Genomic DNA, 14,319 nt, shown 5'->3' with positions numbered 1-14,319 from the left:
CGACATCCTTGTATGTGCTGTGCGGTGACAATTAGGAGAGTAGGTCAAGGCGTTGCTGAGGTGTATCATCGTCCTCATCTTCTTGGGCTCCTGTAAACTGTTTGCTGAGGCGTACATCGCGTTGGGATTGGTAGCTTGAGCCTGCTTGGGAGCCGTAGAGGAATTCCGGTTCTTCCGTGCAGCGCAGGAGATGGATGCGGAAGAGAGGTTGCCCATCCTCAATGAGGAAGGGAACATCCCGGCTGCGCACTTCAAGCACCACGGCAGCAGCGGTATCGGTGGCAGGGAGATCGGGGGCATATCCGAAGCCACTATCGAAAAAGCCGGCATAATGAGTGCGCAGTTCTCCGCTTCCGGCATCGAAGGCCACCATCTCTGCACAGATGGTTGGGGGAAGACAGACAAGCTCGCGAGAGCGAAAGATGTAGAATTCGTCCGGTTCGAGGATGATGGGTTTTCCATCGGCGTAGAGCCGATCCCAGTAGTGACGTTTGCGCGCTTGACCGATGGCACGGAGATCGATGGGAGGGGTATTCTTACGGGCTTGATAGCCGATGGTAGCCTGCCTGCCTTGTCCGCTATAACGCGGAAGGTAGATGGAGAGCAGAACTCCGTTGGAGATGGCAAGATCGCGGGAGCGAAGCGGCAGCAGTTCGGAGCTGAGAATAATAGGAAGTTCATCGAGGAGAGCGCGAGTCTCCTCGACAGAGAGGCGTGGGTCTCCGGTTTGGAAGCGAATCTGAGCTAGCGCATCGCCCGCACGTACCCGAATGGCGAAAGAGCGTGGTACCACTTCGAGGTAGAGAGGCCCTCGGTATCCTTCGGGGGTTTCGTCAAAAGCGACTCCGTGTTCGGTGACAAGGCGGCAAAAGACATCGAGACGTCCCGTTGTAGATTTCGGGTTCGCCCGGCCACGCACCCTTGGGGGTAAGGCAAGTCGTTCGACAAGAGGAAAGATGTAGACCTGGTTCTTTTCTAGAACCACCCCTTCTTCTGGAAGGCAAAAGTGGTACCAACCGAAACGGGCAAGTTTTTGCGCCATGCCCTCTTCGCCTGGCAGGAAGCTGCATTGAACACGATAGCCCACCGCGCCCAGCCGCAGATCGAGGCTATTGGGCTGAATTTGGCCGGATCGAAGCGGTTCTTCTGCTTCGATCCAGCCGTTTTCGATGGCCCTTCGTATCCACTGAGCCGGCAAGACGCCGTTCGAGCTATCGGTGTTGATGTTCATACGAAGTTTGGATCGGTAACGCGTTGCGTTTCAACATTCTTCTTCGCTTTCGATGTCGCTTTCAACTGTTCGAGAAGCTGATCGTAGGCTGTGCGATTCACGGGGAGTTCGACTACACTTTGGGTTTTACTAGACAGAATAATGCCATTGATCAACTCCATGGCATTTAGGCCCTCTTCGCCGGGGGCGAGGAGTGGCTCATTATAGAGGATAGCGCGGGCGAAGTTCTGGGTAATGGCGGCGTGGCCTTTAATGGGTTTCTCCTCCGGCAGGGGCACGGGTTCCTCGATAACTTTGGGGCTACCCCACATCTCTTTGGTTGTGTAAGTGAACTCGCGAATGGAGCCTTCAACGCGAAAATACTGGAGCCGGCTGCCATGAATGACGATCTTGCCCCGATCGGCACAAATCTCCAGCATATTGTGATTTGGAACCTCCATTGTGGAGGCATAGAGGTAGCCATGCGCCCCGTTTTTGTAGGTAAGGAAGGCGTAGGCTTCATCTTCTACCTCGATGTCATGAAGGCGCGTGCGGGTGGTACCGGTGATAGAAGCGGGCAGACCGGCAAGCCAGCAGAACAGGTCGAGGTAGTGAGGGGCTTGGTTGATAAGCACACCCCCCCCTTCCCCGGCCCATGTGGCGCGCCAACCACCGGAGTTGTAGTAGGCTTGGCTACGGTACCAACCCATAACGAGACTTGTACGATAGATTTCGCCAAGTGCGCCGCTCTCCACAATCTGTTTTGCCGCGAGATGATGCGGCTCGGAGCGCATTTGGTACATGATACCGAACTTACGGCCCGAACGGCGAGCGGCATCGATCATCGCATCCGCTGCCGAGACGGTGACGGCCAGCGGTTTTTCGGAAAGCACATGAATACCCCGCTCGAATGCATCTATGGCGATAGGGGGATGAAAATAGTGAGGGGTTGCGATGATCACGGCATCTACAAGCCCGCTTTCAAGCAGCGCAATATGGTTTGTAAAGCCGGGCACTCCGAACTTTTCAGAGGCCGCCTTCACGGCCGTCTCATCCGCATCGGCAACTGCCGTGAGCTTGGCTTCGGGGATTTTGGAAAGCATGTTACAATGCCCCGCTCCCATTCCTCCGACACCGATCACCCCAAAGCGAACGACTTCATCAGCCATAGCGGAAACTCCTTCTGTCTATGAAATAGAATCTACCTGCTTTTTCGCCATTTCGGCGTCTATTCCCTTCTTTAAGCAAGGCACTGTATCTCTATGTGCGACGCTGGCAAGTTTCCTGTCCTTAGAGGGTAGAGAGGAACGGCCTTACCAGGGAATGCATCGGTCTACGGTTACGGGACGGCATAGAGCCAGCGACCGGAATAGGCGGATGTTAGGGTAAAGACGAGAACGCCCTGCTCGATGTGGGCCGGCAAGGCGTCGCCGCGGCTGCCAGGTTGAGGGCCTTCGGCGAAGAGTTGTACCTCTCGCAAGGGTTGGTTGAGGGGAATTCGGATCGTTCCTTCGCCGGAGGCAAAGATGCGCAGAATGGCTCCGTGTGGCAGGCGACATTCTGGGGGTACCGGCGCCCAGGAGACCAAAGGCATCGGCTTATCTGCAAAAACGGTTGTGGTGCCATCCACTTGAATTCGATCGGTGTTTCTGCCGGCAAATGCGATGAGGTGATGACGTTCGTCCACGCGGAAAGTAACCGCCAGGTCGCCCTCATAGGTAAGGGTATGCCCATGAACATGAAAATCCTTTAGCTGCAACCGTGAAGGAGAAAGGGGATGTTGTTGCAGATAGGCCTGGTCTGCTTTTGGGTCTCGTGCAAAACCGCCTTGCCACAGCTCGGGCGTGTGTCGAAAATGCCGTGCGATGGCGATCGCGCCGTTGGGAAAACGACAGCAGAGGTAGGGAGTTGTGCGCGAAAGATACTCTGTGTTGTCGTTGACGTGGGCAAAGCGACCCGTGGGGGGATAGGCGCCGAGGGCCGTAAGCACCTCGAACCAATTTCGTGTTTCGTAGCCGAGGCTGGCCGCCTGATCGTCCCGAGGGCGATAGCCGAGAAAAACGGCGGTGCCACCATTTGGAAACGGGCGATGTGTGCCCACGATCTGATTTTGGACGGAGGCGACCGGTTCGACACCGTTCTGAGGGGTGACGGGATAGATGCGATCGGGAAGTAGGTGGGTGAGAATTATCTGCGGGCCGACATTCTTCAGCAGGCCGGAGAAGCGAACCTCCCTTCCCGGCGCCATCTTGCCCCATTCTTGGGAGGGGTTATAAGAGACGCCGAAAATCTCGCTCCATGCGGCGAGAATGGGTCGGCCCTCATTCGAGAGCAGAGGAGGCGGGCCTGCCCAAATGACACGTCCGCCTTCTTGCAACATCTGCCGGATGAGGGCAAGGAGTTGCTGCGAAGGAAACGGTTCAAAAAGGGTAACCAGGGTGGAAAAACGTCGGCCTGCCATCTCGATGGCACCTCGGACGACTCTTCCTCTTTCCAAAAGTTTCGCTTGGGTCACGTAGTTGGCATAGCCGTAGAGCGTCATCCAACTACCAAAGCGCTCTTCCGCGGCTACAAGGTCTATGGGGTAGAGCATGAGAACATCTACATCGCGATGTTGCATGTCTTGAACCATGCCGTAGAAAGGAGAGCCGGCATCACCGTAGGCATCCACTAAAGCCCCACGTCGTTCGGCAACGGGGCCTGGCATTCCCCAGTAGGCTGCATAGGAGTAGGGGACGGTGTTCAGGATGCCGGTAGAGCAGGCGAGGGCAAGCGCGAAGTAGTCGCGATCGGCGTAACCTCCTTCCGCGTGATCGTTGCCGTTGCCGGTAAGGTAGTCGCCCCAGGAGAAGTAGTCGTAGCAGGCGGCTGCCGCCTGTTGTACGGTATTAGACCACACAAAGTTGGAGGTGTACTCATATTTGGCCGGATTGTCCGGCTCCTGCCCCACCCGCCAATAGTCAATGGTTGGGCTTTCGGCCCATGTGGCATGCGCTCTCGCCTCAAGTGGGTGTCCCATCCGTTGTTCGGCATGGCGCTTGGCTTCCGCAAAGAGGGCTACAACACCATCTTGGAGGAGATGATAGTAACGCGCGCGGAAGAGCGCGGTGGCATGAATATCCTCCGGGGTTGGGCCGAAGACATGCATGGCTCCCTCTTTGGCCGTGAGGTCTAACGCCTTATCCTCTTGACCATGGACGAAGTAGAGAAGATATTTTGCGAAGTTTTGGTACTCCTCACCATATTTTGCAGCAAAGGCGCGCACAAGGCCGGGGCTGACATAACGCATGGCAAATTCGCCGTGATCGTGATGATGGAAGTAGTCCCAGTCTTGCTGGATATGCATCTCGTCGGAGTAGAGACCGTTCAATTTCACGCCGGCATCTACATAGCGATCCACCAGGTTTTTCAGGTAGGGCAGAGCTTTTTCGCTAAAATAGTCCATTTCCGGTGTGCGGTATATTTGGACGGCGAGAACGCGATCGAGGGGACCGATATCGGTTTTGCCTCTGCCGTAGATTCGCACGCGCACGGCCTCGACGCTGCCTTCGGTGGGTCCCATAATCTCAACGTGGGCAGTATCCGTGATCTCCACAATGGTTTTAGGGTCAACGACGAGGTAGGGTGTGCCATGGATGGAATGTTGGCGAAAGGCGTAAACGCGCACGCCGGCATCTTCCACACGAATGGGGCCTTTATTGTTAGTCCAGCGCTGTTGCCGCCAAAGTTGAACGCTGTAGGCGCCCGTGGCGGGGTCGCGCAGGCCTTTGCGGTAGTGCATCCAGATTCCGGATTCGCCTGTCTGTTTCACGTAGGAGGGGCCGATTTCGAGAGGACTAAGCAGGCTCAGCTCTAATGCAAGGCCATACTTTTGGGCGAACTGGCCGATGGTGGCGATGAGCTTTATATACTCTTCGCTATCGGGCATCAGCTTGCGAGGAGCATTTTGGCCGGGACGGTATTGGGCGAAGAACTGGTCAAAGGCGACGATAAGAGTTCGATGGCCTGCTGCCTGTGCAGCTTCGCAGACAGAACGAAGGCTTTGCATGCGTGGGGTTGTATCTAGGCTGAGATTGATGGGCTGCTCGGGATTTTGCGCAAGAGTTTCTAGTTCCTGATCGCTCACCAAGATAATAGCCGACTTCGGTAAGAGAAAGCTCCAAGCGCCCGGAAAGGCGACAAGGGGGGTATTGTTAGACACCGTGTTATGCATGGTAAGCTCCTTAGCAAAGCCGTTTCTTGAGAACAAGAAAAGGCCACTCCAGGCTGCACTGCCCAAGAGGGCCCGGCGTGATAAAGCAGACGGTTTTGGGGAACCGTCCGGTCGTTGTTGTGAAGCCATCGGGTGTACCTACTTACTCGTTTTGGGGCCGATAGTCTGTTGAACGGCGCGCACAGGGCCGATCCAGATGGTGTTATGCTGTTCGGGTTGACCGAACAAGAAGGAGATATCGGCAAGGATGAGCGTTGTGAGCTGATTGGTATCAATGGGGTGGCTCAGGGCCTCTTGCGAATCGGGAGCGGGCTGCATCGCGGCGATATTTACCGAGACGGTTGTTGGTTTGGAATCGCCCGGAATGTCTACGATCTGAAAGTAGCGCGCTCCATCCTTCATCTGTAGCGAGACGGCAAGGCGCACCCCTTTCTCTGCAGCGGCCTGGAAAACGATGCGGTCGGTGTTTCCCATTGCGACACGGTGGAGGTCGTGTAGAAGCAGGATGAGACGATCGGGGCCTTGTTGGTAGTGAACCGTGAGGGCGCGGCCGGGGAAAGGAGGATGGGGATCGTACTGCATCTCCTGCGAGCCGATAAGCAACCAATGAATGGAGTCTTGGTTGAGCGGGTCAATCCAAACACCCTTTTCATCATCGGGGAGCTGAGGGTCGGAAGGGGGTGGGACGCCGTTGGAGAGCGCCTCGAAATCGGCGAGTCGAAACGTATGTTGGCCGGAACTAGGCTGTAGAATGCCCACTATTTGGGGATCGGTGCCCATGAAGGCGCTGAGAATGGTGCTAACCGGCACGATGCCGATGGCCTCTACTTGATCGAGGTCGAGTTTGCCATCGGGGTCTGGCGGGTCGCCTTTATTATCGGAAAGCCAAAAATCTTTGGGATAGAGGGTGATCTGTTGCCAGGTTTTCGGTGGGAGCCAAAAGACCTGTAGGTAGCGGCCGCCCTGATGTTCGGAGAGGGCGCAGATGAAGGGGGAACCGATGTCGCTATAGGCTTGAAACCGGATGGCTTGAAGGGAAGCAAGCGCGCCCTGCTTCACCGGGCGAATCAGCACCTGAAAGGGCTGTGCGCTGTTTGCTTCCTGCTTTTGCGGGTTTACCGTGTAGTTGAACACAAGGGCCCCTTTTGCGTTGGGTGGAAGGTCGGCAGCTTGATGGGTTATGCCGATAGTACTGCCTCCTAGGTTTGTCCATGGAGCCGTATCCTCGGTGAAGGCGTCGGTGAAGAGAGATGTTGACTGGGCTTGCGACACCGTGCCGGCCCAGAGGAGGAAGAAAGCGATCAGAACGAAGGTTTTTGCGTTCATCATCTTATCCTTTCAAGCTAGGTCCATGCTTTTTGGATGCGTGCGATGGCGGTAGCGATATCTTCCACATCGCGTTGTGTGCCCAACAGCACATATTGAGGAAGCCAGACGCATTCCGCACAGAGCTGCTCGCAGACGGGGTGGTGGAGTTTTGTGTAGTCCATGGTAATTTTGCCGTTTGTGAGGGCGGCGAGCCGTGCTGCGTGGTGAGCAAAGGCCGGTTGTTGATAGAGAGGGCGATAGGTGGCCATGCTCGGTATGCCCTCGGCGTTTAGGGCATGTAGGAACTCCTCAAGGCTGTGGCCTCCGAAGGCGTCACGGTGGTACCTAAAGGCATATAAGTGATAGGATTGACAGGTGATCCGTTCGTCTTCGATAGGGAGCTGTATGCCCGGAATCTGCTCTAGCAGTTGTCGCAGATGGGCGGCATTGCGTGAACGGAGTTGAATCTGCTGTGGGAGGCGTTGCAGTTGGACGCGCAGGAGGGCGGCTTGAAACTCCGTCATACGGTAGTTGCTACCGGGGAAGGGATGTTCATACCATTTTCCTCCTCGCGAGCGCCCGACGTTCATGATAGACCAAGCGGCCTCGGCGAGGGACTCGTTATTCGAGAGAACGATGCCGCCTTCGCCCGCGTTCAGGTTTTTAGAGGCTTGAAAACTGAAAGTGCCGAGATCGCCCAAGGCACCCACACGCCTCCCACGCCATTCGGCTCCGTGGGCCTGCGCGGCATCCTCAATGAGATAGAGGTTATGATGTTTGGCTATGGCCAATAGCCTGTCCATATCGGCAGGGCGACCGGTGAGGTGAACAGCGATAATCGCTTTCGTTCGTGGGGTTATTGCGGCTTCTACCTGATCGGGGTCTATGTTGTAGGTTTGGGGGTCTACATCCACGAACAGGGGTAATGCACCGGCCATAAGAGGAGCGCTGGCAGAGGCAATGAAGGTGTAGGAGGGGACGATAACCTCGTCGCCGTAGCCGATTTCGAGGGCACGGATGGCGATCTCGATGGCCGTCGTTCCATTCGTGCAGGCGACCCCATATTGAGCGTGCTGAAAGGCGGCGAACTCCTTTTCAAAGCTAACCCCTTCCGTTCCACCTACGTACCACCATTGACCGCTGTTCAGCACCCGTTTCAGTGCCTGTTCTTCCGCGTGTCCAAAAATAGGCCATCGGGGCCAGGGGTGCCGGTGTCTATCGCGAACGGGCTTGCCACCATCAATAGCCAACGGTTCTTGAGTTGTAATAAGCATGAGCAGCCTCCTTTCTGCTGCTAGGGAGGTAAAACCTTGTCCCTAGCGTTTCAGGAACTCTTTTTTAAAATTCTTCATTGTGGGTTGATTTCCCTTTTCGTCGTCTCCAGAGGGGGGTTGCGACGGCCCCGTGCTCTCGGAAAAAGGGGCGATGCTGCCAACGAGCTAAAAGAGCGCGGAAGGCATCGTAAAGAGGCGCTGTGCCGCTTGCTCCCTGCAAGAGCGACTGAAAGCAGGCGGCATCGCGCTGTTGGACGGCCATCAGCAGAGAGTCGAGCAGGCTTTGCAGTCGTGCCTCTTGCTGCCGTAGGAACGTTTTGGGGTTCCACATCGGTTCCGATGTATCTACGAAGGCGGGTTCAGAGAAGTGGATAAACGCCTCCGGCAAACGTTCCGTCCAGAACTCGTAGTGCACGGCCATGTGCAGCAGATGGAACCGTTTTAGTCTTATGGCGATGTGGGCAAGCCCTGGCTGAAAATGAATGGGGCGTTGATAGTTGCTCACCATTTCGCCTTGGGGGGTAAGCCAAAGCGAGCGCGGTTGATTTTTGAAAAGACGTTCCACGGTATCTAAAAAGGCCTTGATGCCTTGAAGGCTGATGCGATCCACACCGAGAACACCCATTTTGGAGAAGATAGCATAGCGCTGAAGTTGTTGAGCATCCATCACGGTATAGACATCGTGATGGAACAGGCGATATTCGACGAAAGCGGGCACAAAGAGGTCCCACCAACTGCTGTGGTTGAGACAGACGATGAGGGGTGTCGAATCATCGAGAGCTATGGGAGGGGCATCGCCATAGAGGTAGAGAGCGTGAAAGTGGCGTTTGAGATAGCGCGGCACAGAGTAACGCATAAACCCCTCTTTTAGCCAAGGGATTTTTGTGTCTATTTGCCGCTCGCTTCGTGGCCGCATGGTGTTATGTATTTTATCCGAAAGGCTTCTGAGATTGTCAGGCCCTCTTTGTTGCACCTTGAAGGAATACTCCATTTGCCTGTCGAAATCCCCTATCTGCACGCGAGCTTTATTCCCTATGGAGAAAAGGATGTACCAAACGTTTCGTCATGTGATTTCAGCGGCGCTAATTGTGGTATTAGGCTCCAAATTGCTCTATGCTCAGCAGTCACCCGTCGCCTTACCAAACCCTATTAACGGGCCGGGATCCAGCTTATCCCTGGCGCCCCGGGTGGCACTGCCTCACTCGCCGACGTTACCCTACGGTTTAGAGTTGCTTTCGCGTTTCGATCTGCTGCCCTATCTGCGTGATAGTCGGTGTGTGCAAGATTCGAGCTATGATCGCAATTTCTATAATGGAGACTTTGGCCACTTTCTGCGCATGGAAGGCAATACGGCCGTGCTCGCCGATATCCGTGGGCCGGGGTGCATCTATCGGTTCTGGTCGGCCAATGCGGCCGGGCGTTTGCGCATCTACTTTGATGGAGCAACCACACCCGCCATAGATTGCGCCATGCAGGACTTCTTTCTTGGCAAGGTACCGCCTTTTCTTCAACCCTTGGTGGGACATAAAAGCGGCGGATGGTACTGCTACTTCCCAATGCCTTTCCAGAAACACTGCCTAATTACCGTGACCGATCCGGGGCCGATGTACTACCATGTTGAGTATCAGCTCTATCCGGATAATACACGGATCGCAACCTTTTCGCCGCAACTGAGCCAAAAGGAGCTTGCCGCTTTGGGCGAAGTTTTAGAGCAATGGGGGCATTTAGGGCTTGATCCTAAGCCGGCAGTACAAGGAGAACAAGTGGTGGATGTGCAGACGGCGTGTATTCCCGGTCAGCCATTAACGTTGAACACCGTTAATGGGGCGGGCGAGATAGACGCGCTGCATATCCGCCTTGATCCGGCAAACATCTACACTCTCCGTCAGACCGTGCTCCGTATCTATTGGGACGGGGCGACACGTCCGGCAGTAGAGGCTCCCGTGGGCGATTTCTTTGGGGCCGGGTTCGGCAATGAGACATTTGCCGCGCTGCCGGACGCTATGAACGACCAAGGCGGCTTTTGCTTTTGGCCGATGCCTTTTACGAAGAGCGCGCGGATCGAGTTGATGAACTATGGGCAGAAACCGGTAAATGTGCTGTTTCAGATGCGCTATCACCGTTTGGGACAACCTTTAAAAGATGTTGGGTATTTTCACGCGCGTTGGCATCGGCAGATCAACAAGGAGGGGGAGAACTTCCATATTCTCAACGTGCAGGGACGTGGTTTATATGTCGGTGAGCACACGGCCATGCAGGGAGACAGGGGAATTTGGTTTCTGGAGGGGAATGAGGAAATTTGGGTGGATGGGGAGTCGTTTCCCTCCATCATCGGAACGGGGACGGAGGACTTCTACACCTCAGGATGGTATTTCGATGAAGGACCCTTTAATGAGGCCTTCCATGGCTGTATTCTCAAAGATGAAGCGCACTCGCGGGTGGATGCCTATCGGTACCAGATCACCGACTGCGTTCCTTTCCAAAAGTCTATTCGGGTGGACATTCAGCATGGCCCCATTGATAACTATCCCGGGTCGGACTACGCCTGTGTTGCCTACTGGTATCAGACGGCACCGGAGGACGATTGGTCTCCTCTCGACCCGGCTCAGCTTACCCCCACGCGTTGGCATGCGCAAGATGCCATAGAGGCTGAGAGCCTGGAGTGGACTTCCGGGGACCCGCAAGTGATAGACGATATGAACCTGCCCGTATTAGCAAGCGGTGGCGCCGTGGTGGCTTTACATGGTGGAACGGCCGCTTGTGTGCTGCCTGTTTCTAAGGAGGGAGACTACATTCTCACGTTGGTGCAGCCACCGTTGGCGGGCACGGCTCGACTGGGCCAGAACTGGGCGGTGGATGATCCTAAGCAGTTGGGGCCTGCGCCCACAGAGGCGATTCGGGCCGATGAAACGAATAGTGTGCATCAAACGCTTCATCTAACGGCCGGAGACCACACCCTGTTCTTTCAGATACCGGCAGGGCAGACACTATACTTGGATTATCTTACATTGCGGCGTCTGCTGCATCCAAATAGCATTCCGGCCACCGATCTTAAAGTGATAGAGGCAACCGGTGGCGATGCCCAGATTCAAGACATGACCGGTTTCGGTCCCTACTGGGATAACAATCAACAGCTTTGGTTTACCGGTCATCAGCAGGGCGCCGAGATGACTGTGGAGCTGCCCGTGGAAAAAACAGGGAATTATGAGCTATCGGTCTACTACACCACGGCGAGAGATTATGCCGTTGTACAGGTGTTGCTGGATGGCAATCCCATCGGGCAGCCGACGGACTGTTACACCCCTGATGTCAAAGCAAAGGAGCAGACCGTTTTAGGGAAGGTGATGCTGACGGCGGGCACACATCGGCTTACATTTCGAGCAGTAGGCAAGAACCCGGCCTCCACCAACTACCTTATTGGAATAGATGCCATCGGGCTGAAGCCTCTGCCTTGATCCGTATTTCTAGGAGACGTATGCGAGAGATAGTTCGTAATGCAGGCGTTTACGTAGCTGTTGTGGTGGTGGCGTTTTTCTTCGCCATCTGGATACCGCAGTTTCGACAGCCCTCCAATTTGCTGAACGTACTCGATCAGTCGGTAGAGATCGCCATCGTCTCGGTTGGAATGACGATGGTGATTCTCACCGAAGGGATCGATCTCTCCGTGGGAAGTTTAGCCGCCTTGGCGCCGTTTCTAGGCGCGTGGTTGATCACGCAGCACGCATCCAGCCCTTTCCATTCCGCCGTTGTCGGCGTGTTGTTCTGTTTGGCGGTCGGTGCATTTGTCGGCCTGATCAACGGAGTGGCGATCACGCAGGCTTATTTACCACCGTTTATCGCCACCTTAGGCACCATGTCTATTGTGCGCGGTTTGGCCTACATTGTTTCCCATGGAACCGGCATCACCGAGTTGCCGCGCGGTTACACCTTTTTAGGGCACACACTCCCCGGCCAGGTGACGGTGGGGGTGGTGCTGATGTTGGTGTTATACGCGGTGAGCCATCTGTGGTTGTCGCGATCTGCCACCGGTCGTGCCATTTATGCCATCGGCGGTAACGAGACGGCCGCGCATCTATCGGGGCTTAAGGTAAACCGGATTAAGCTTGGCGTCTATATTTTGTGTGGCGTTTTGGCCGCTCTTTCCGGCTTGGCCGAGACCGCGATGGTAGGCGCTTCCGTGCCCGATGCCGGCATTGATCTGGAGTTGAACTCCATCGCCGCGGTCGTTATCGGAGGAACGAGCCTAAGTGGCGGTCGCGGGAACCTGGTGGGCACGTTGGCCGGCGCTCTGCTCATGCGGCTCATTCGCAACGGGCTTGACCTTGCCGGCATCGATTCCAACTGGCAAAAAGTGGCCATCGGGGCGATTATCATGGGGGCTGTGGCGTTCGATGAATTCCAGAAGAGAAGAGGAGCACGACTATGAACCGTTCATGTTCTGTGAGAAAATATGTTGACCTAGAGAGGGATGTTATCGTCAAGCGGGTCTCTCTCAAGCGAGGGCTGTTGATAGGCCTTTTTTTACTCTGGTTGGCCGGATGCAGCAGTAACCCTTCCGGATCGAAGGAAGCAACATCTTCTACGCCAAGTGGGGGCAGCGCTTTGAGCCAACGCGTCATTGCTGTGGTTTCGCCGGCGAAAACCAGTCCGTTTCACGTCACATTAGCCGCAGCGGCGGCAGAGGAGGCCAAACGTCTTGGGCTTCCTCCGATTATCGATCAGGCTCCTTCCAGTGAGAGCGACTACACGGGGCAGGTGGCGTTAGTACAAGATATTATTCAGCGTCATCCGGCGGCGATCAGCGTATGTGGGATCAATCCTCAAGCTTTGGTTAATATCATTAAGGACTGTAACCGGGCGGATATCCCTATCTTTGTGCACAATCAGATATCCCCTGTTGAGGGCGGGGGCAAGGTAGTCTCTTACATCGGTTATGATGAGTACGAGGGAGGGCGAAAGTGCGGTGAGGAGGCTGCGGAGTTGCTGAAGCAGAAGTATGGTACCTATCGGGGCAACGTGGCGATACTGGATGGAGAGCCTGGAGACCACACAAACCTGCGTGCGGGAGGTTTTAAGGATGCGCTTAAGAAGTACCCGGACATTCATATAGTGGCCGAGCAAAACGGACACTGGCTTCGAGCGGATGGCACGGCGATTACGCGGGATTGGCTTCAGCGCTTCCCGAACCTCGACCTCGTTTTTGGATGCAGCGATGAGATGGCATTGGGAGCGGCCAAGGCGGCAAGGGACGCCGGACGGCAGCTTTTGACCATTGGCATTGATGGGAACAGGCCTTCTCTGGAGGCGATCAGAGATGGAAAGTACACGGCCTGTTTGGCTACCCAGCCCGACCTTATAGGGAAGACCGTGATTGATACGATTAACGACTATCTCAACGGCAAGAAGGTGCCACCGGTGGTGAAAACGCAGTGCGTCATCGTGACAAAGGCCAATGTGGCTCAATTTCTGAAGTAGTTGAGGAGCGCGCCGGCGCTTTGCCATATAAGCTTGCGCCGGCCCTCCTCTCCATCGTGACGAAGGCCAAGATTAATTTAGCGAGAAGATACCGGTTTCTGTCGCTTCCCAAAATCGTACACGACACCAAAACCACTCCCATCCGCCCTTAGCCGATACACCACTCCCTGCCCACCAACGCCTCCACCCTCCGTTACCCCATATAACCAACCATCACGACCCACACTTAACAAGCCATACGGACACAGACCTACTGCCCCTTTGCCAAAATCATGCAAAACTTGATAACCCCTCCCATCCTCACCTAACACATAGACGACCCCACTCCTATCCCTCCCACCACCGTACGTCACTCCATACAACTTGCCTCCCTTCCACACCAACCTGCCCATACCCCAACGACCATCACGACCAGAAAACGCATGCAACACCCGGTATCCACTCCCATCCTCCCTCACCCCAAACACCACTCCATTCCCATAAACACCACCCCCATACGTCTCCCCATATAACCAACCCCCTAAACCTAACACCAAACCACCATAAGGATGGCTCCCATCCCCATTCCGCCCTAAACCGTCCTCTGCACTAAACTCATGCAACACCCTGTAACCACTCCCGTCCTCCTTCACCCCAAACACCACTCCATTCCCATAAACACCCCCTCCACTCGTCACCCCGTACAACCAACCTCCCGACCCCTCTACCAACTCCACCAACAACGGATAGGCTCCATCCTTCCCCCCAAACGAATGCAACACCTGAAAGCCGGTTCCATCCTCTCTTATCCGATACACCACCCCCTTACCGTACAGCCCTCCTTCATCCGTCACTCCGTA

Annotated in this window: 10 protein-coding genes; 3 read left to right on the top strand and 7 right to left on the bottom strand. The window is 55.3% G+C overall.

All coding sequences use genetic code 11. The annotated features are described in order from the left end of the window. Window positions 1-31: 31 nt before the first annotated feature. From VKV18_RS09995 to VKV18_RS09970, 6 genes are all read right to left on the bottom strand, one after another. On the bottom strand, window positions 32-1,231 hold the full coding sequence (locus tag VKV18_RS09995) for a 2'-deoxycytidine 5'-triphosphate deaminase (RefSeq protein ID WP_324204061.1): 1,200 nt from the start codon (window positions 1,229-1,231) through the stop codon (window positions 32-34). After that, window positions 1,228-2,379: a Gfo/Idh/MocA family oxidoreductase gene (locus VKV18_RS09990; RefSeq protein ID WP_324204060.1), complete on the bottom strand. Its 1,152-nt coding sequence runs from the start codon at window positions 2,377-2,379 to the stop codon at window positions 1,228-1,230. Before VKV18_RS09990 ends, VKV18_RS09995 begins: the two co-directional genes overlap by 4 nt. Before the next feature lie 170 nt (window positions 2,380-2,549). Then, window positions 2,550-5,423, bottom strand: coding sequence for a hypothetical protein (locus VKV18_RS09985; RefSeq protein WP_324204059.1), 2,874 nt, complete (start codon window positions 5,421-5,423; stop codon window positions 2,550-2,552). A 138-nt stretch (window positions 5,424-5,561) separates the two neighbouring features. Then, window positions 5,562-6,752, bottom strand: a complete 1,191-nt coding sequence (locus tag VKV18_RS09980; RefSeq protein ID WP_324204058.1) for a hypothetical protein — start codon at window positions 6,750-6,752, stop codon at window positions 5,562-5,564. 14 nt (window positions 6,753-6,766) lie between these two features. Continuing rightward, window positions 6,767-8,005 (bottom strand): DegT/DnrJ/EryC1/StrS family aminotransferase, encoded by a 1,239-nt coding sequence (locus tag VKV18_RS09975; RefSeq protein WP_324204057.1) that lies wholly within the window; start codon window positions 8,003-8,005, stop codon window positions 6,767-6,769. A 64-nt stretch (window positions 8,006-8,069) separates the two neighbouring features. Next, window positions 8,070-8,861: a lysophospholipid acyltransferase family protein gene (locus VKV18_RS09970; RefSeq protein ID WP_324204056.1), complete on the bottom strand. Its 792-nt coding sequence runs from the start codon at window positions 8,859-8,861 to the stop codon at window positions 8,070-8,072. Window positions 8,862-9,051: 190 nt separating this feature from the next. On the opposite strand from VKV18_RS09970, the gene VKV18_RS09965 reads away from it, so the two are divergent. From VKV18_RS09965 to VKV18_RS09955, 3 genes are read left to right on the top strand one after another with little or no spacing between them, the layout of a single operon-like run. Further along, the gene (locus VKV18_RS09965; protein ID WP_324204055.1) at window positions 9,052-11,460 is read left to right on the top strand and encodes a DUF2961 domain-containing protein; all 2,409 of its coding nucleotides are present in this window, start codon (window positions 9,052-9,054) and stop codon (window positions 11,458-11,460) included. A 20-nt stretch (window positions 11,461-11,480) separates the two neighbouring features. Further along, on the top strand, window positions 11,481-12,431 hold the full coding sequence (locus tag VKV18_RS09960) for an ABC transporter permease (protein ID WP_324204054.1): 951 nt from the start codon (window positions 11,481-11,483) through the stop codon (window positions 12,429-12,431). Next, entirely contained in the window at window positions 12,428-13,480 is a 1,053-nt protein-coding gene (locus VKV18_RS09955) for a sugar ABC transporter substrate-binding protein (protein WP_324204053.1), read from the top strand. Before VKV18_RS09960 ends, VKV18_RS09955 begins: the two co-directional genes overlap by 4 nt. Window positions 13,481-13,557: 77 nt before the next feature. Here VKV18_RS09955 and VKV18_RS09950 read toward each other — a convergent pair. Continuing rightward, window positions 13,558-14,319 (bottom strand): choice-of-anchor tandem repeat GloVer-containing protein (locus tag VKV18_RS09950; protein WP_324204052.1); only part of this gene is annotated, 762 nt, incomplete at its 5' end.

Source organism: Chthonomonas sp., assembly GCF_035294505.1.
GTDB lineage: Bacteria > Armatimonadota > Chthonomonadetes > Chthonomonadales > Chthonomonadaceae > Chthonomonas.
Note: the sequence above shows the minus strand (reverse complement) of the source record. Positions and strands in the feature narration are given on the sequence as shown.